The 18,041-nt window shown below is 75.6% G+C and carries 13 protein-coding genes; 7 read left to right on the top strand and 6 right to left on the bottom strand.

The features are described 5' to 3' along the window. Nucleotides 1–10: 10 nt before the first annotated feature. Nucleotides 11–2,413: a 3-hydroxyacyl-CoA dehydrogenase/enoyl-CoA hydratase family protein gene (locus E1B22_RS08160; RefSeq protein WP_135225251.1), complete on the bottom strand. Its 2,403-nt coding sequence runs from the start codon at nt 2,411–2,413 to the stop codon at nt 11–13. A 488-nt stretch (nt 2,414–2,901) separates the two neighbouring features. Between E1B22_RS08160 and E1B22_RS13730 the strand changes: the two genes are divergently transcribed. The 7 genes from E1B22_RS13730 (at nt 2,902) to E1B22_RS08125 (ending at nt 13,461) form a co-directional block, all read left to right on the top strand. Then, nucleotides 2,902–4,347 (top strand): LacI family DNA-binding transcriptional regulator, encoded by a 1,446-nt coding sequence (locus E1B22_RS13730; RefSeq protein WP_135225250.1) that lies wholly within the window; start codon nt 2,902–2,904, stop codon nt 4,345–4,347. 294 nt (nt 4,348–4,641) lie between these two features. Beyond that, nucleotides 4,642–6,057, top strand: a complete 1,416-nt coding sequence (locus tag E1B22_RS08150; protein ID WP_135225249.1) for a sugar ABC transporter substrate-binding protein — start codon at nt 4,642–4,644, stop codon at nt 6,055–6,057. 221 nt (nt 6,058–6,278) lie between these two features. Continuing rightward, complete coding sequence (locus E1B22_RS08145; RefSeq protein ID WP_207669855.1) at nt 6,279–7,259, top strand: carbohydrate ABC transporter permease; 981 nt, start codon at nt 6,279–6,281, stop codon at nt 7,257–7,259. Between the two features lie 68 nt (nt 7,260–7,327). Next, nucleotides 7,328–8,221 carry a carbohydrate ABC transporter permease gene (locus tag E1B22_RS08140; protein ID WP_243123258.1) on the top strand — a complete coding sequence of 298 codons (894 nt, stop codon included), beginning with the start codon at nt 7,328–7,330 and terminating at the stop codon, nt 8,219–8,221. Further along, nucleotides 8,205–9,668: a GH1 family beta-glucosidase gene (locus E1B22_RS08135; protein WP_135225247.1), complete on the top strand. Its 1,464-nt coding sequence runs from the start codon at nt 8,205–8,207 to the stop codon at nt 9,666–9,668. The genes E1B22_RS08140 and E1B22_RS08135 overlap by 17 nt, the downstream gene beginning before the upstream one ends. Nucleotides 9,669–9,885: 217 nt before the next feature. Next, entirely contained in the window at nt 9,886–12,012 is a 2,127-nt protein-coding gene (locus tag E1B22_RS08130) for an NFACT family protein (RefSeq protein ID WP_135225246.1), read from the top strand. 138 nt (nt 12,013–12,150) lie between these two features. Beyond that, nucleotides 12,151–13,461 (top strand): glycerate kinase, encoded by a 1,311-nt coding sequence (locus E1B22_RS08125; protein ID WP_135225245.1) that lies wholly within the window; start codon nt 12,151–12,153, stop codon nt 13,459–13,461. A gap of 19 nt (nt 13,462–13,480) precedes the next feature. Here the strand turns inward: E1B22_RS08125 and pyrR are convergent, their stop codons facing one another. The 5 genes from pyrR to E1B22_RS08100 form a co-directional block, all read right to left on the bottom strand. Then, nucleotides 13,481–14,032 (bottom strand): bifunctional pyr operon transcriptional regulator/uracil phosphoribosyltransferase PyrR, encoded by a 552-nt coding sequence (gene pyrR, locus E1B22_RS08120; RefSeq protein ID WP_135225244.1) that lies wholly within the window; start codon nt 14,030–14,032, stop codon nt 13,481–13,483. Between the two features lie 164 nt (nt 14,033–14,196). Beyond that, complete coding sequence (locus E1B22_RS08115) at nt 14,197–15,162, bottom strand: RluA family pseudouridine synthase (protein ID WP_135225243.1); 966 nt, start codon at nt 15,160–15,162, stop codon at nt 14,197–14,199. A 67-nt stretch (nt 15,163–15,229) separates the two neighbouring features. Then, nucleotides 15,230–15,730, bottom strand: a complete 501-nt coding sequence (gene lspA / locus E1B22_RS08110) for a signal peptidase II (protein ID WP_135225242.1) — start codon at nt 15,728–15,730, stop codon at nt 15,230–15,232. A gap of 260 nt (nt 15,731–15,990) precedes the next feature. Then, nucleotides 15,991–16,773: a TraR/DksA C4-type zinc finger protein gene (locus E1B22_RS08105; protein ID WP_135225241.1), complete on the bottom strand. Its 783-nt coding sequence runs from the start codon at nt 16,771–16,773 to the stop codon at nt 15,991–15,993. A 218-nt stretch (nt 16,774–16,991) separates the two neighbouring features. Further along, on the bottom strand, nt 16,992–17,348 hold the full coding sequence (locus E1B22_RS08100; RefSeq protein WP_243123257.1) for a DUF5665 domain-containing protein: 357 nt from the start codon (nt 17,346–17,348) through the stop codon (nt 16,992–16,994). Nucleotides 17,349–18,041 lie beyond the last annotated feature (693 nt).

The raw sequence follows: 18,041 nt of genomic DNA, 5'->3' as shown, positions 1-18,041 counted from the left end.
CGGGGTGGGGCTAGTTGCGCAGGGGCTTGCCCGTCTTGAGCAGGTGCTGCATCCGCGCCTGGGTCTTGGGCTCGCCCACCAGGCTGAGGAACGCCTCCCGCTCCAGGTCCAGCAGGTATTCCTCGTCCACCTCGGTGCCGGGCGGCACGTCCCCGCCCGCCAGCACGTGGGCCAGCTTGCGGGCGATCTTCAGGTCGTGCTCGCTGGCGTAGCCGCTCCAGTGCATGCTGGTGGCGGCCAGCTCCAGCAGGGCCCGGCCGCTGTCGCCAACCACCGGGATGCGCCGCCGCACCGGCGGCCGGTACCCGGCGTCGTCGAGGGCCAGCACCATCTGCTTGGCCTCGTAGACCAGGTGGTCCGGGTTCGGCACGATGCGGTCGGTGGCGCGGAAGAAGCCGAGCTGGCGCGCCTCGGCCGCCGACGTGGCCACCCGCGCCGTGGCGATCAGCTCGAACACCCGGTTGACCAGCACCTGGAGGTTGACCCGGCCGGTCAGGTCCGTGGTCGCCGGCCCCGGCGTCTGGGCGTACTTGCCCGAGAACACCTCCGGCACGTTCTCGATGGCGCGCAGCAGCATCTCCTTGGTGCCGCCGCCGCCTGGGATCACCCCGGCCCCCACCTCCACCAGGCCGATGTAGGTCTCCGCCGAGGCGACCACCCGGTCGCCGTGCAGCGCCACCTCGCAGCCCCCACCCACGGTGATGCCGTAGGGCGCCACCACCACGGGCCGGGCGGCGTACTTGAGCCTCATGTTGGCGGCCTGGAACCGGCGCACCATGGCGTCGATCTCGTCCCACTCGCCCATCTGGGCCGCCAGCAGGATGAGCATCAGGTTGGCGCCGACGGAGAAGTTGGGCCTGACGTGGCTGGAGATCACCAGGCCGCGCCAGTTGGCCTCCACCTCGGCCACGGCCTTCTCCACCATCTGGATGAAGTCGGGGCCGATGGCCTGCTTGGGCCCGTGGAAGTCCAGCAGCAGCACCTCGTCGCCCAGATCGACCAGGGTCGCCCCGGTGTTGCGGTCGACCACCCGGTTCCGCTTCAAGAGCAGGGGCACGTCGATGGCGCGCGGGTCCGCCTCCACCGGGACGTACTCGCCGCCCGCCGCCAAGGCCAGCGTGCGACCGTCCTCCTCCACGTAGAAGCGTCCCGGCCCCTCCTTGATGGCCGCGACCAGCCAGCCGGGCAGGGTCTCGCCGTCCCGCTCCATGCGTTCCAGGACCGCCGCCGCGCCCAGGGCATCCCAGAGCTCGAAGGGCCCCGCGTTCCAGCCAAAGCCCCACTTGATGGCGCGGTCGACGCTGGCCACGTCGTCCGCGATCTCCCCCAACTTGTTGGCGGCGTAGGCCAGCGTGCGTCGGGTGATCTCCCAGGCGAAGCGGCCCGCCACGTCGTCCGCCGCCAGCAGGGTCTTGATCCGCTGCAGCGGGTCTTCGATGGCGCGCACCGCCTGCAGCGACGGCGCCTCGAGCCGCCGTCGCGGACGGTACTCCATGGTGGCGGGGTCGAGCACCAGGATCTCCCGACCGCCGTCGGGCCGCGGGACCCGCTTGTAGAAGCCCTGACCGGCCTTCTCGCCCGTCCAGCCCCGCTCCACCAGCTGCCGCATGAACTCGGGCAGGGTGAAGGCGGCCTGTTCCTCCGGGTCCCGGACGGCGGCGCGGGTGTTGTCGGCCACGTCCTTCATGACGTCGATGCCGACCACGTCCAGCGTGCGGAAGGTGGCGCTCTTGGGCCGCCCCATGTTCTCCCCGGTGATCTCGTCGACCTCGTCGGGGCCGAGGCCGAACTCCTGCATCGCCCGCACCGTCACCATGAGCCCGTAGCAGCCGATGCGGTTGGCGATGAAGTTGGGCGTGTCCTTGGCGACCACGACCCCCTTGCCCAGCACGCGGGTGGCGAAGTCGCGCATGGCGGCGACCACCTGGGGGTCCGTCTCGGGCGTCGGGATCAGCTCCAGCAGGTGCAGGTAGCGCGGCGGGTTGAAGAAGTGGGTGCCGAGGAACCGGCGCCGCGCCGCCTCCGGCAGCGCGCTGGCGATGGCGGCGATGGAGAGCCCGGACGTGTTGGTACTGTAGATGCCGTCGGGCCGCAGGTAGGGGGCCACGCGCGCCCAGAGCTGCTGCTTGATGGGCAGCTGCTCGAGCACCGCCTCGACCACCCACTCGGCGTCGCGCAGGCGCTCGAGGTCGCCGGCGTCCTGGAAGGACCCGGGGGCGATCAGGTCCAGCACGTCCCGGGTGTAGATCGGCGAGGGCTTGAGCTCCGTCAGCCGTCGCTTGGCCTTCTCCACCAGCTCGGTACTGAGGTCGAACAGGTCGACGGGAATGCCCTGGTTGGCCAGGTGGGCGGCGATCTGGGAGCCCATGGTCCCCGCTCCCAGCACCGCGACCCGGCGAAAGACGTGCGGCATCGCGTCCCCTCCCATCGTGGTCCGGCCGCCCGCGCCGGCCGACGCCGGCCGACCGCCCCCGCTGCCGTGCGCCGGGCCGTCGGCGCGACGTCCACCGGGGTGGGGTTCGCCGCGGGATCGGCCCCGCCAGCGGCCCGTCACCCGGGCGGGTGCCGTCGCACACGCCTGCCCGCGCAGCATTGGTCCAGGATGCGGGGCCCGTCACCCGGACGGGCCGTCGCACCCCGTCACCCGGACGGGAGCCGCCGGCCCGGCCCCTGGGCCATCCACCGCGTCCCGGGCGCCGCCCAGCCGGTGCCGCGGAGCGGACCCGGCACCCGGCCCCGACGGGTGGCGCCCCATCCGCCGTCGCGCCCGCCGTGCACCGGATGTCCCGGGGTCGACCGACCGGTCGGTCGAGTCACGGGAGGACTTCGACGGTCTCGCCCAAATCCCTTCGCGGCAGCGACCGCAGATTGGAGGTCCGGCCGGCAGGAATCGCACCGCCGGTGGCGAAGCGTCTGATCGAAATCGTTTTCGCCCCGATCTTCGCCCGGCGGACGGGGCCGACGGCCGGCCGCGAGCGGCTGGCCTCCAACGGACGCAATCGCCGCCCGCCGGAGCAAGGGACGGGACGTGGGGAAGGGGGATCGGGCGGGGTGGCGACCATCCGCGACGTGGCCCAGGCCGCGGGCGTGTCGGTGGCCACGGTCTCCCGGGCCCTCAACGGCTACCCCGACGTGAGCGACGAGACGCGCCGGCGCATCGTGGAGCTGGCCCGCCGACTGAACTACCGGCCCAGCGCGGCGGCGCGCACCCTGGTGACCCGGCGCAGCTACCTGATCGGCGTGTGCCTGTTCCACCACCCTTCCCAACCCGCGCTGACCCACCCCTTCTTCCAGAAGGTGATCGTCGGCTTCCACCGGTTGGTGGAGGCGCAGGGCTACGACATCCTGCTCTTCGCCCACGCCGACGCCCAGCCGGAGGGCACGGGCGCGGCGGCGGGTCCGGACCCCGGACCGGCGCCCGTGCCCGGCGGAGGCGCGCCGCCCGGCACCCAGGCCTTGGATCGACGGCCCGACCGGCCCGCCGGCGCGGGGACCCGCCCGACGGTCCCGGCCCCGCCCGCCGCCCCCGCCCCTGGGGCCGCCGCCCCGCCGGCGGCCGGTCCGCCGGCCCGGGCGCCGCGCCCTGGAGCCGGCGGGGCCCGCGGTCCCGCCCGCGGGGGGAGCCGCGGCTCGTACCTCAAGCGCTGCCAGCAGCATCGGGTCGACGGCGTGGTGCTCATGGGCACCGATCCCGACGCCCCGGGGATCCGCGAGCTGGCGGGCTCGGGCCTTCCGTGCATGGCCGTCGACCTCGACCTCGTCGGACCGCGGGCCGGGTACGTGATGTCGGACAACGTGGGGGGCGCGGCCCTGGCCGTCCGACACCTCTTCTCCCTCGGCCACCGGCGCATCGCCATCATCAACGGCGAGTTCAACACCCGGCCCGGCCGCGACCGGTTCATCGGCTACCGCCAGGAGCTGGCGCGGCTCGGGCTGCCCTACCGGACGGAGTACGTCACCCAGGGCGACTTCTACTTCGACAGCGGCTACCGGGCGATGGAACGCCTCCTGTCCTTGCCCGAGCCGCCGACGGCGGTCTTCGCCACCAGCGACCTCATGGCCATGGGCGCCATCAAGGCCGCCCAGGAACGGGGTCTCCGCATCGGCCGCGACCTGGCGGTGGTGGGCTTCGACGACATCGACCTGGCCGCCCTGGTCCACCCCGCCCTGACCACCGTCGCCCAGGACATGGAGGGTTTGGGCGTCGCCGCCGCCCGCGCCTTGCTGCGCCTGATCGACGACCCGGCGGCCGCGCCGCCCGCCATCACCTTGCCGGTCCGGCTCGTGGTGCGCCAGTCGTGCGGCGCCCCGGCCGGCTCCGGCGGTGTCGCGGCCCCGCAGCCCTGAGGCGCCCGGCCCGCGGCGGGGGTGGCGGGGGATCCGAGCCGCCGATCCCCGGTCCCCGGGGCCGTTGGACCCCGGGGACCGGGGTCCGGGGCCCGAGGCCCGCGGCCCGCGGGCGGTTCTTCCCAAGGGGGTGGTCTCTCGCCCATTCCGAAAAGGTTTTCGAGCGGAGGCAGGGTGACGCCCTGCGGCGATCGCGTCGCGGTCGCCTCGAGCGTCGGGACAGGAGGGATGTGGCAGGAGCGCCGTGACTGCAGGGCGTGCGGTGCGGCGAACACGCGAGGAGGGGAATGCATCATGGGCATCGGTCGCGGCCGGCGGGCCGGCCGCTGGTTGGGTACGGTCCTGGTCCTCGTCCTCCTGGCGCTGGCGGGATGCGGCAGTGGGACCGGGTCGGCGCCGGGTGGGGGCGGCGACGCCGGCAGCTCGTCGGGGGCCGAGGGCGAAGACGGGCAGGGGGCGAAGACGAAGCTCACCGTCTGGATCATGCCCAACAGCCCCCAACCGGACCGGGACTTCCTGACGGTGATCCAGCCGTTCCTCAATCGCAACCCCGGCCTGGACGTCGAGGTCACCGTGCTGGACTGGGGCTCGGCCTGGACCAAGATCACCACGGCCGCCACCTCCGGGGAGGGCCCCGACGTGCTGCAGCTGGGGACCACCTGGGTGCCGGCCCTCGCCGCCATGGGCGCCCTGGTGGACATCCAGGACCGGGTGGCGGAGATCGGCGGCAGCGAGGCCTACCACCCCGCCAGCTGGAACACCACCGGCATCGCCGGGCAGGACGGCGTCTACGCGGTGCCCTGGTTCGTCGACGTCCGTGCCGCCTACTACCGCACCGACGCCTTCGCGGCCGCCGGCGTCGACCCCGAGGAGGCCTTCGCCGACTGGGACCGGTTCCATGCGGCGCTGCGCAAGGTGCACGGCGTCAAGGTGGGCGGCCAGACCCTGGCGGCCATCGGCTTCCCGGGCAAGAACGACTGGAACGTGGCCCATAACATCTTCCCGTGGGTGTGGGGCGCCGGAGGCAGCGAGCTGACCCCCGATCTCCGTCAGGCTGCGTTCAACTCGCCCGCGGCCCTGCGCGGGGTGATGTTCTACACCGGCTTGGCCCACGAGGGGCTCGTGCCCAAGGAGGTCCTGGAGAAGAACAGCGCGGAGGTGGAGGCGCTCTTCGCCAACGGCCGCTTCGCCGTCACCTTCGCCGGGCCATGGCTCGCCCGCAGCCTGCGCACGCCCCAGGACCAGGGCGGCCTGGGCGGGACGCCGGCGGCGGAGAACTTCGCCGTCGCGCCCATGCCGGCGGGGCCGGCGGGCCGCTTCACCTTCTTCGGCGGGTCGAACCTGGCGATCTTCAAGGGCTCCCGGCATCCCGACGCCGCCTGGGAGCTGATCAAGTTCCTGTCGACCCCCGAGGCCCAGATCGAGTACGCCAGCCGCAGCGGCATGATGCCGGCCGTGACCAAGACCTGGACGGACCCCAAGCTGGCCGACGACCCGGTGATGGCGGCCTTCGTCGAGGCGGCCAGATACGGCCGCAGCTACCCCGCCATCCCCGCATGGGGGCCGATGGAGACGGTGTTGGTCAAGCACTTCGGCATGATCTGGGACATCGCCGCGGGCGTCCGGGGAACCTACAGCGCCGAGTCGATCCAGGCCGAGCTGGACGCCGCCGCGCAGGAGGTCAACCAGATCCTCCAACAGTCCCAGTGACGCGCATCGGCGGCAGGCTCGCGGCGGCATGTCGCCGCGCTCGCCCCACCCGGGGGACCGGTTGGCGCGCCAACCGGTCCCCCGGGAGCCGGGGGCGCCCGGGAGGCGCGGGCACGCCCTGGCCACCCGCCGGTCGGCGTCCGTCCGTTCCGGTCGCCGCGCGCCCATCAGGGACGCTCGCCCGCCCCCGCCCGACGATGGATGTGAAGGAGGGGTGTACCGTGCTGCAGGCAGCCCCCACCTCCCCGCGCCCTGCGATCCCCACCTGGCGGCGCCGGTTGGCGAAGGGCTGGCGGCAACACGGCCTGGCCTACGGCATGATCGCCCCGGCGTGCGGCCTCATGGTCCTGGTCCACCTGATCCCCATCGCCCAGGGGATCTACCTGTCCTTCCTCAAGCTGAACCAGTTCACCCTGACCCAGTTCCTGGACGCGCCCTGGGTGGGGCTCGACAACTACCGGGCGATCCTCCTGGACCCGCAGAACCCCGTGCGGGCGGGCTTGGCCGTGGCCGCCCGCAACACCGCCTTGTACACCGTGGTGGTCACCACGGGCGTCCTCGTCACGGGCCTCGCCGTGGCCCACCTGCTGAACCGCCCCTTCCGCGGCCAGGCGCTGGTGCGCACGCTGCTGCTGGTGCCGTGGGTGGTTCCGGCCTACGTCATCGGCATCCTGTGGGGCTTCATGTGGCAGATGGACGGCGGCGTGATCAACCGGCTGCTGGTGGACGGGCTCCACCTGCTGGAGCAGCGGCCCCACTGGCTGACGGGTCCCAACGCCTTCTGGGCGGTGGTGATCCCCACCATCTGGCGCTCCTGGCCCTTCGTCATGGTGGTGTTCCTGGCGGGGCTCCAGACCATCCCCCAGGAGTACTACGAGGCGGCGGCCATCGACGGCGCCCGTCCCTGGCAACGGTTGTGGCACATCACCCTGCCCATGCTGCGGCCCCTGATCGCGGTCCAGCTGCTGTTCCAGCTGATCTACAACGTCTACTCCTTCAACATCGTCGCGATGATGTTCGGCAACGCGGCGGGCTACCCCGGCGAGTGGGCGGACCTTTTGATGCCCGCCCTCAACCGGCAGTCGTTCCAGCTGTGGCTGTTCGGCTACGGGGCGGCTGCGTCGGTGCTGTTGATGCTGGCCATGCTGATGCTGGTCTGGGTCTGGTACCGGATCTTCAAGGTGGAGCTGGTGAACCCATGAGCCGGGCCCCTCTCGCTCCCACCGCCCGCCGGGTCCCGGCCGGCGGCCCTCCCGTCGGCGGGCCGGCCGTGGACCGTCACCCGTCCGGCACCGATCGCCGGTCGGCGCGCCGTCGCCGGGCCTCGCGCCGGGCCGCCGGCCACCTGGCCCTCAACCTGCTGACGCTGCTGGTGACCGCCGTCATGCTGTTCCCCGTCGCCTGGATGGTGTTGGCGTCGTTGCAGACCAACCAGGGGCTGTTGACCGGTGACGTCGACCTGGCGCACCCCCGTTGGCAGAACTACCTGGAGATGTGGCGCAACATCCAGCTGGCCCTCTTCTTCCGGAACAGTCTGCTGGTCTGCGGCGCCACGACGCTGCTGGCCACGCTACTGGCGACCACGGCGGGCTACGCCCTGGCACGCTTCCGCTTCCCCGGGGCCGACCTCTTCGGCATGACGGTCATCGCCACCCAGCTGATCCCCGGGATCATGTTCCTGATCCCCCTCTACCTGCTCTTCCTGTGGATGCGGGACCGGCTGGGCATCCCCCTGCTCAACACCTTCCCGGGGATGATCCTGGTCTACACGGCCTTCTTCACGCCCGCCTCCATCTGGATCATGCGCGGGTTCTTCGCCCGGCTGCCGCGGGAGCTGGAGGAGGCGGCCCTGCTGGACGGCTGCACGCGCTGGCAGGCCTTCTGGCGCGTGATCCTACCGCTGTCCGCCCCGGGGCTCGTGGCGACCGCGGTCTACATCTTCCTGGCCGCGTGGGACGAGCTGCTCTTCGCCTGGGTGCTGGCGGGCAAGCCGGAGGTCCAGACCCTCCCGGTCGGCATCCGCCTCTACGTCGGCCAGTTCCAGAACCGATACGACCTGCTGATGGCGGCGGGGACGGCGGTGAGCCTGCCCGTGCTCCTCGCCTTCCTCGCCAGCCAGCGCTATCTGATCAAGGGACTGACCGCCGGTGCGATCAAGGGTTGATGCAAGCCGCGGCCTAGCCCCGCGCGCCCTTCGCCCCTCCTTCCCTGAGGGCTTCCTCTGGGGCGCGGCCACGTCCGCCTACCAGATCGAGGGATCCGTCGACGCCGACGGACGGGGTGAGTCCATCTGGGACCGCTTTTGCCGCGAGCCCGGCCGCATCCGGGACGGAGGAACCGGCGCGACGGCCTGCGACCACTACCGACGCTACCGCGAGGACGTGGCACGCATGGCCGAACTGGGCCTCAAAGCCTACCGGTTCTCCGTCGCCTGGCCGCGGGTCTTCCCCACCGGCACGGGGCCGGTCAACCCGCGGGGTCTGGACTTCTACCGGCGCCTCGTGGACGCCCTGCGGGCCCGGGCCATCGAACCGGTGGTGACCCTGTACCACTGGGACCTCCCCCAGGCGCTGCAGGACCGCGGCGGCTGGGCCCGTCGCGACACGGCCGCACGGTTCGCGGAGTTCGCGGCCACCGTGGCCCGGGCCCTGGGCGACGGCGTCCGCTACTGGATCACCCTCAACGAGCCCTGGGTGGTGGCCTTCGTCGGCCACCTCTTCGGCGAGCACGCGCCGGGCATCCGCAGCTGGGCCGTCGCCCTGGCCGTCGCCCATCACCAGCTCCTGGCCCACGGCCTCGCCGTCCGGGCCCTGCGCGCCGAGGGCGGCGGGCGGTTCCAGGTGGGCATCACCCTGGACCAGGTGGCCGTACGCCCCGCCACGCAGGACGAGGCCGATGCCGCGGCCGCCGGGCGCTTCGACGGGTGGCGCAACCGCTGGTTCCTCGATCCGGTGCTGCGGGGGCGCTACCCCGCCGACCTGTGGCCGCTGCTGGCGCCCCTCTGGCGGCCCGCCGGGCTGGTTCGTCCCGGCGATCTCGACGTGGCGAGGGCCCGCATCGACTTCCTGGGGGTGAACTACTACAGTCCGGCCGTCGTCCGGCACGCCCCCGGGCGGCCACCCCTGGAGGCGGAGGTGCTGTCTCCCCGGGGGCCGGTGACGGCCATGGGATGGGCCATCGACCCGGGGGGCCTCGCCCAGGTCCTCTTGCGGGTCCACCACGAATACGGCCCGCTCCCCATCATGGTCACCGAGAACGGCGCCGCCTTCCCCGACCGCTGGGACGGCGAGCCGGTGGTGGACGACCCCCAGCGGGTCGCCTACCTGGACGGCCACGTGCGGGCGGTGGCCGACGCCATCGCCCGGGGCGTCGACGTGCGCGGCTACTTCGTGTGGTCGCTGCTGGACAACTTCGAATGGGCCCGCGGGTACGGGCCGCGCTTCGGCCTCTTCTACGTCGACTACCCGTCCCAGCGCCGCGTGCCCAAGGCCAGCGCCCTCTGGTACCGGGAGGTGATCGCCCGCAACGGGCCGGACGCCTCCGTCCCGAGCCCCGGCGGGCAGGCCGAGCCCGGGCGCGCTCCGCGTCGGCCGTCCGGTCCGCCGGCATGAGCCGCCCGGCCGGAGCGCGGCACCCGGCGGTCCTGGGGTTGCGCCGCCCGCGGCCGGCGGGGCCCTCGGTCGCCGCCGGGTGAGATGGGCGAGGAGGGCCCCGGCCCGGCGGTGCCGACGGGGATGGCAGGTCTCCCCTCGGCGGCCGGCCGGGTTATAGTGGGAACGGGCCCCGCCGCACCCGGTGCCGCGGGGTCCGGCGCAGGGAGGGACGCCCGTGAACGGGCTCGTCTTGGCGGCCGTCCTGAGGGAGCTCGGCGAGCTGCTCCCCGCCCGGGTGGAGCGGGTGTACCAGCCGGAGGCGCACGTCCTGGTCCTGCGGCTGTACGCGGGCCGGACGGTGCACCTGCTGATCGGCGCCGATCCCCACCTGCCGCGCCTTCACCTGACCCCGCGCCCGCCGGCCAACCCCCCGTCGCCGCCGGCCTTCTGCATGCTGTTGCGCAAGCACCTCGAGGGATCGCGCCTGGTGGCCGCGCGCCAGGGGCCGGACTTCGACCGGTGGGTCCGGTTGGACTTCGCCGCTCCCGGGCCGGACGAACCGGCCCGGCGCCGGCACCTGGCCGTCGAACTCCTGGACCGGCGGGCCAACGCGATCCTGGTGGACGGGGAGGGCCGCATCCTCGACGCGCTGCGGCGGCTTCCGGCCGGCGCCGGCGGCCGCAGCCTGCTTCCCGGCAGCGCCTACGAGCCGCCCCCGGCCCCCACGCCCCTGCCCGACGGCGACCCCGAGACCCTGGGGCGCCGTTGGCTCGAGGCCCTGGCCGAGGCGGACGCCGATGCCGACGCCGCCCGCGGCCCCGCGGCGGGGCAGGGCCGGTCCCGCCCGCGGCCGGCCTGGCGCCGCCTGCTGGAACAGGTGCCGGCCCTGGGGCGCGAGCTGGCCCGGGAGGCGCTGCAGCGGGCCGGCATCGATCCGGACGCCCCCGGTGCCGTCGCCGCGGGCACGGCGGACGGCGGACAGGAGGACCACCGGGAGCCGAGCGTCGGCCAGGGGACCGGCGCCAGCGCCCGGCCGCCGGCGGCCGCCGACCGGCGGGCCGCGGCCCTGGGCGAGGCGGTCCTCGGCTGGCTCGACGCTGCGCGCCGGGGCCGCTTCGATCCGGTGGTGGTGCGGGACGCCGCCGGACGGGCGGTGGCCCTTGCGGCCTTCCCGGTGTCGCCGCCCCCCGGGGGCCGGGTGGAGCGGGACGGGGACGGCCGCGTCTCGGCGCTGTGCGACCGGTTCTACCGCGAGCGCCGGGAGGAGCTGGCCCGCCAGCGGCTCCGACGCGAGCTGGAGCAGCTGGTGCGGGAGGCGCTGGATCGCGCCCGCCGCCGCCTGCAGGCACGGGAGGGCGACCTGGCCCGGGCCGAGGAGGCCGAGCCCTACCGCCTCTACGGCGAGCTCCTCACCGCCTTCGCAGCCCAGGTGCCGCGGGGCGCCCGTCAGGTGGAGCTGCCCAACTACTACGATCCGGAGGGGGGGACGGTGGTCATCCCCCTCGATCCCGCCCTGAGCCCGCAGGAGAACGCCCAGCGCTACTTCCGCCGCTACCAGAAGGCCAAGCGCGGCCGCCAGCAGGCCGCCGAGCTCGTCGCGGCGGCCCGCGAGGAGGTGGCGTACCTGGAGTCGGTGGAGCACGCGCTGGCCGAGGCGACGAGCGTCGGCGACCTCGAGGCCATCGCCGCCGAGCTGGCCGAGCAGGGCTATGCGCCGGCCTTCGCCCACCTGGCCGGCCGGGGCGCCCCCGGCGGGGGCGCCCCGGCCGGGGGCGGGGCCGGCAGCCGGGTTCCCGACGGATCCCGGGCCGGAGCCGGCGGCCCGGCCGCCCGGGCCCGGCGGACCGGCGGCGAGGGGGACGGGTTCCTCCGCTACCGCGGGCCCGGCGGCGAGCTCATCCTGGCCGGGCGCAACAACCGGCAGAACGACGCCCTGGTCACCCGCGTCGCCAACCCGTGGGACATCTGGTTGCACGCCCGGGAGGTGCCGGGCTCGCACGTCCTCCTGCGCCTACCCCACCGGGAAGCGGCGCCGTCCCCCGCGGCCCTGGAGGCGGCGGCCCGCGTCGCCGCCTACCACAGCAAGGCCCGGTGGTCGGGCCGCGTGGCGGTGGACTACACCGAGGCGCGGCACGTGCGCAAGCCCAAGGGCGCGCGGCCCGGGTTCGTCCGCTACGAGCACGCCCGCACCCTCTTCGTGGCCCCCGACCCGCAGGGCCTGCCGCCCCGCATCGAGGCGCTGGCGGCCGGGGGCGACGCGTCGGGGCAGCCGCCCCAGCGGCCGGGGGCCCGCGGCGGGGCGGCTCGCAGTGCGCATGGCGGAGGCGCCGTTCCGGGAGCGGCCGAGGGGGCCCAGGCGTAGGGCCGCCGCCGGGATCCCCGCCCGGTGCCTCCAGCCCGCCGCGCCGCCCTCGGCCGGTGGCGGGGTCGATGCCGCCGCTCCGCGCCCTGCGTCGCGCCGCGGGGGCCGCCCCGCCGGCACCCCAGGGAGGGACGACCCGTGCACCCGCCATCCGATCCCCGTCAGGCCGAGGCTCCGCTCCCCCACCCGCGGCCGCGGGCCCCAGAGGACCCCCGGCTCCCGCCGCCGCGACCGGACGCCGGTTCGTCCGGCCGGGGCCCGGGGCCGTCCCCGCCGCCGCTGCGGGTGCTGGTGGCGCCCGATTCCTTCAAGGGAAGCCTGACGGCGCCGGAGGCGGCGTCCGCCATGGCCCGCGGCGTCCGCCGCGGCTGGCCGGGCGCCGCCGTGGTCGCCCTTCCCCTGGCCGACGGCGGCGAGGGGACCGCCGCCGCCCTGGTCCAGGCCACCGGCGGGTGCTGGTTCGTCCGGCGGGTGACGGGGCCACTGGGGGAGCCGGTGGACGCCCGCTGGGCGCTGCTGGGGGACGGGCGGACGGCGGTGATCGAGATGGCCGCCGCCTCGGGCCTGCTCCTGGTGCCGCCCGACCGGCGGCGCCCGCTGGAGGCCACGACCTTCGGCACCGGGGAGCTCATCCGCGACGCCCTGGATCACGGCTGCCGCAGGCTGCTGGTGGCCATCGGCGGCAGCGCCACCACCGACGGGGGGACGGGCATGCTAGCGGCCCTGGGCGCGCGCTTCCTGGATGCGGCGGGCGCGCCGCTGCCACCGGGGGGCGGCCCGTTGCGGCGCCTGGCCCGCATCGACCTGGGCGGGCTCGACCCCCGGCTCGCGGAGACGGCGATCGAGGTCGCCTGCGACGTCGACAACCCGCTCACCGGGCCGCGGGGCGCGGCCCGGGTCTACGCCCCCCAGAAGGGCGCCACGCCCGAGCAGGTGGAGGCGTTGGAGGCAGGTCTCTTGCGCCTGGCCGACGTGGCCGCCCGCACCCTGGGGCGTGACCTGCGGGACGAACCCGGCGCCGGGGCCGCCGGCGGCCTGGGGTTCGCGCTCCTCGCCTTCCTCGGCGCCCGGCTGCGCCCGGGTGCGGAACTGGTGATGGACGCCGTGGGGTTCGACCGCCACCTCGAGCGGGCGGACCTGGTGCTGACGGGGGAGGGGCGCACCGACGCCCAGACCCTGGCGGGCAAGCTGGTCGCGCGGGTCGCCGACCGGTGCCGTGCCCGGGGGCGGCCGGTGGTGGTGATCTCCGGCGCCGTCGACCCGGCGGTCGAGCCCGCCTTACGCCAGCGCGGGGTCGCCGCCCTGCTGGCGGCGACCCCGGCGCCCATGCCGCCGGATCAGGCGATGGCTCGGGCGGCGGTCCACCTCGAGGTCGCTGCCACCACGGCCCTGCGGCTCCTGCACCTGGGGACGCGGTTCGGGCCGGGACCCCGCCCGCGGGGCGGTTGAGGGGCGGGGCGACGGCGCCTCACGGCTGCTCCATGATCCAGACCTCGTCGACGCCGTCCACCTCCTCGAGGCGGCACTCGATCACCTCGCGCCGGGAGGTGGGGACGTTCTTGCCCACGTAGTCCGCCCGGATCGGGATCTCCCGATGCCCGCGGTCCACCAGCACCGCCAGCTGCACCGTCTGCGGCCGGCCCAGGTCGACCAGCGCGTCCAGGGCCGCCCGCACCGTGCGCCCGGTGTAGAGGACGTCGTCGCAGAGGACGATGTGCTTCCCCTCGATGGGGAAGGGCACGTCGGTGTTGTTCACCCGCGGCTGTTCGCTGAGGCGGGAGAGGTCGTCGCGATAGAGGGTGATGTCCAGGACGCCCACGGGCAGCTCCTGGCCCTCGAACTCCTTGATGTAGCGCGCGAGGCGCTGGGCGATGGGCACGCCGCGGCGCCGGATGCCGACGAAGGCCACCTGGTCCAGGTCGCGGTTGCGCTCCACGATCTCGTGGGCGATGCGCACCAGCGCCCGGCGCAGCGCCTCCTTGTCCATGATCCGCGCCTTCGCCTTGAGTCCTCCCGCCATGGGCCTCCCTCCCCGTCCGATGCCGTCCCGCGCGGGCCGACGGACCGCCCCCCGCATCCCGGCGGACGCCGCCCTGCCCTCGTGCCTCGTCTCCCCCGGGGGCCGCCGCCATCCGCCCCGCGCCGGCCCGGCCGCCACCGTCCCCCAGGCCGGCTCCGCCGCCCTCAGCCCCTGGCCCCGGACCGCGCCCGTTCCAGCGCCCGGGCGAAGTCGGCGGGTGGCGGCACGGTGAAGTCCAGGAGCCGGCCGTCCCGCGGGTGGGGGAAGGTCAGGCGCGCCGCGTGCAGCGCCTGCCCCTCGAGTCCCAGCTCGCCCTGCGCCTGCCGGCCCCCGTAGACGGGATCCCCCGCCACCGGCAATCCGATGAAGGCCAGGTGGACCCGGATCTGGTGGGTCCGCCCCGTCTCCAGCCAGCAGCGCAACAGGGTGTAGCGGCCGGCGCGCTCCACCACCTGGAAGTGGGTGCGCGCCGCCCGCCCGCCCTCCGGCCGGACCGCCATCCGCTTGCGATCCACCGGGTGGCGGCCGATGGGCGCGTCGATGGTGCCCTCGCGGACCTCGGGCCAGCCCCGGACCAGGGCCAGGTATTCCCGGCGCACCTTGCGCTCCTTGAGCAGCCGCACCAGCTCCCGGTACGCCAGGGGACTGCGGGCCACCACCAGGAGACCCGTGGTGTCGCGGTCCAGGCGGTGGACGATCCCGGGCCGCCCGGGGCCGCCGACCCCCTCCATCTCCGGATAGCGGGCCAAGAGCGCGTTGACCAGGGTGCCCTGGGAGTGCCCCGGCGCCGGATGGACCACCCAGCCGCGCGGCTTGTTCAACACCACCACGTCGGCATCCTCGTACACCACGTCCAGCGGCAGCGGCTCCGGCGCCACGCCGCTGGGCTCCGGCGGCGGCAGCTCCACCACCACCTCCTCGCCGGGCTCCAGCCGGCGGCTGGGCCGCGCCGGCCGCCCGTTGACCCGGACCCGGTGGCGACGGATCAGCCGCTGGATGGCCGAACGGGTCAGCTCCAGGGACTCCTGGCGGGCCAGGAACACGTCGAGGCGCTCCCCGGCCGCCGAGGCCGGCACGACGAACACCGCGGTGTGCGCCGCGCGCCCGGCGACGGGCGGGTCGTCCGCCATACGCCCTCCGTTCCCCCTCCCCATCTGCCGGATCCCCGCCGGCGCCGGCGGTCGACGGCGGCCGGCATCAGCGGGGACCGCGCCCCCCGGGGGGCCGGGTCGGTCGCTGGGCCGCCACCGGCTCCGCCCCCCGCAGGAGCCACAGGACGAGCAGGGCGGTCCCCGTGACGATGGCGGCGTCGGCGACGTTGAAGACCGGCCACCGGTGCAACGGCCAGAACTCGAGGTCCACGAAGTCGACGACGTAGCCCCAGCGCAGCCGGTCCACCAGGTTGCCCACGGCACCCCCCAACTGCAGGCCGAGGGCGAGCCGGACCCCTCCGGCTCGCCCCGGCACGCGCGGCAGCCAATAGAGGATGACGGCGATGACGATCGCCGCCACGACGACGAAGAACGTCGTCTGGTTCTGGAACAGGCCAAAGGCCGCGCCCCGGTTCTCCACGTAGGTCCAGCGCACCAGGCCCGGCAGGGCGGGCACGCTGCCGTGGGGCGCGACGTGCGCCAGGGCCCAGGCCTTCGCCGCCTGGTCGGCCGCCAGCACCAGCAAGGCGGTGACGACGGATCGCAAGCCCTTGCCTCCCGTACGGTCGCCAGGGATGCAGCGCGTCCCTCCCCTCTCATTCCCTACGACGGGCCCCGTCCCTGCCGCAACGGAGCCGGCCACGCCCCCCCGGCGCGCCCCGGACCGCGGCTCGTCTCCGGACGGGCCGCCCGCCACCGCCGCGCCGGCGCCGGGCGTGCGCCAAGGCCCCGGCGCCGTTCTGCAGGCAGGCCCGACGGGCGGGACGGGCCAGGGCACGGCGCGCCCCCCTCGCGCCGCCGCGCGGGTCAGCGCCCCTCCCCGCCGCCGGCCGCGTCCCCATCCGCCGACCGCCGGCGGCGGTCCGGGGACCGCCCCGGGGCCGCGTCGAAGTCGCCGTCGCCCCCGGTGTTCCTGCGCCGGTGCTCCTTGACGGCCTCCTGGGCCACGGCGACGTCCTCCGCCGACTCGAAGCGCAGGTCCAGCAACCGGTCGGTGTGCTCGACCAGGCCGCCGTCGTCGCCGGCGTCTTCGTAGACGTCGGGGTAGGTGGCGGGCTCCCCCACGTCCTGGGGCGTATCGGAACTGCCGTACTGGGCCACCGACTGCCAGGCGTCCTCCCCGTCGAAGTCGACCTCGTCGGTGTCGTCGCGCCAGGATCGGGCAAAGGGCGGGCTCAGCAGCGCCTCCTCCACCGGGCGGGCGGTGCCGCGCACCCTCTTCTCCCGTTCCGCCATGGCCTCGGCGCACGCCTCGCAATAGGGCGTGGCGGGCAGCGCCTCCAGCCGCTCCCGCGGGATCGGCCGTCCGCACCGCTGGCAGTAGCCGTAGGTCCCCTCCTCCAGCCGGGCCAGGGCGGCGTCGATGTCGTGCAGGGCCCGCTGGACGTCCCGCCGCCGGGCCACGTCCTTGGCCCGTTCGAAGGTCTCCGTGCCCACGTCGCCGGGATGGTTGTCGTAGGTGGAGAGCTCGCCGACGGACTCCCGCAGGGAGAGCCGGCCGATGTCGCTGTCGAACCGCAGATCGGCGGCGATGCGCCGCCGCTCCGCCAGCAGGCGCTGCCGGAAGTGCTCACGGACTTCGGGTCGCATGGACCATCCCTCCTCGGGGCCGCTCGCCGCCGCATCGCCCGTCGCCCCCCTGGCGGGTCCCCTCCGTGGACGAACCGGCCTGCCGGAGGGGCGGCCCCCCGCGCCCGGGCCGGCGGCACCGCGCCAGCGCGCCAGCCGGTGCGCCGCGCGGCGGACCCCCACCCGCGCGCCGGCCCCCGCGGCGACCGGGCTGGCCGGGGCCGGCCCGTCTCGCTCGGTCAGGGTCCCGGGGCACCGCCCCCGGCGGGCGGGGTGCCGTCGAGCTCGGTGCGCACGATGCGCAACAGGTCGGCGATCAGGCTGCCCAGATAGGGCAGGTTGAGCTCCACCGCCCGCTGCAGGGCGAGGAGCACCAGCGCCCCCAACAGGGTGAACCCCACCGCCGCCCCCAGGCCGCGGGCCACCCCGGCCAGGAAGTTCATCCAGAAGAGCCGTCCCGGGTCGTGGAAGAGGGCCAGGTACTCGCCGATGCTGATGCGCTGCCACCGCCAGCTGAGCTCGTCCAGGCGGTGGAGGATCCCGGCCAGCAGCGTCCGCGGCGGAGGGCGCCGCTGCCCGGCGGGGACCCCTGGCATCCCGACCCGGGGCGGCGAGCGTCGGTGCCCAGCGCCCAACCCCGGCATCCCGACCCGCGCCGGCGAGCGTTGGTGCCCAGCGCCCAACCCCGGCATCTCGACCCGCGCCGGGGGCGCCGGCGACCGCCGGCACCCCGGCATGGCTCCCGTCCCGTCACGCCGCACCCCCTGATCCGGCCGCCAGGCGGGGCGCCCGCCCGGGCCCGGACGCCGCCACGACCCAGCCAGCCGCTCCACCGCGGCGCGGCCCGTCGGCGCCCGCTCCCACGCGATGCGGGGCGCGCCCCCCGGACGCCGGTCGCCACGGCGCTCCGGCCTGCCCAACCGGTCCACCTCCCGCTGCCCCGGCGCGGGCACCGCGCCGGCCGCCCCTGGGCGCCGGTGGTCGTAGCCTGTCCCGCCGCGGGACGCGCCACGCAGCGCGACCGCCCCGGGCCAAGCGCGGCGGGGGCGGCCGCATGGTGCATGCGGCCGCCCCCGCCGACGGGCGCCCCGCACGGCGCGGCCCCGTCCCCCGCGGGGACGGGGCTGCGCCCGGGCTCCCCACCGCTTTGCCATGGCCGTCGCGCGCCGTCGCGCCGGGCCCGGGGCCGTCGCGCCGCGCGCCGACGGCCCCCTCCCCAGAGATCCACACACGGCACAGCCTGAGCGAGCCCTGCAGAGGCTCGCGCCGCGCGGCGACGGCCCCCGGCG

This window comes from Thermaerobacter sp. FW80 (genome assembly GCF_004634385.1).
GTDB lineage: Bacteria > Bacillota > Sulfobacillia > Thermaerobacterales > Thermaerobacteraceae > Thermaerobacter > Thermaerobacter composti.
Note: the sequence above shows the minus strand (reverse complement) of the source record. Positions and strands in the feature narration are given on the sequence as shown.

Bases quoted from the DNA above. Each gene is read 5' to 3' on its own strand.
- E1B22_RS08115 (WP_135225243.1), bottom strand. From the start codon at position 15,162: ATGGCGGACGACCCGCCCGTCGCCGGGCGCGCGGCGCACACCGCGGTG.
- E1B22_RS08105 (WP_135225241.1), bottom strand. From the start codon at position 16,773: ATGCGACCCGAAGTCCGTGAGCACTTCCGGCAGCGCCTGCTGGCGGAG.
- E1B22_RS08100 (WP_243123257.1), bottom strand. From the start codon at position 17,348: ATGCCAGGGGTCCCCGCCGGGCAGCGGCGCCCTCCGCCGCGGACGCTG.
- pyrR (WP_135225244.1), bottom strand. From the start codon at position 14,032: ATGGCGGGAGGACTCAAGGCGAAGGCGCGGATCATGGACAAGGAGGCG.
- E1B22_RS08160 (WP_135225251.1), bottom strand. From the start codon at position 2,413: ATGCCGCACGTCTTTCGCCGGGTCGCGGTGCTGGGAGCGGGGACCATG.
- E1B22_RS08150 (WP_135225249.1), top strand. From the start codon at position 4,642: ATGGGCATCGGTCGCGGCCGGCGGGCCGGCCGCTGGTTGGGTACGGTC.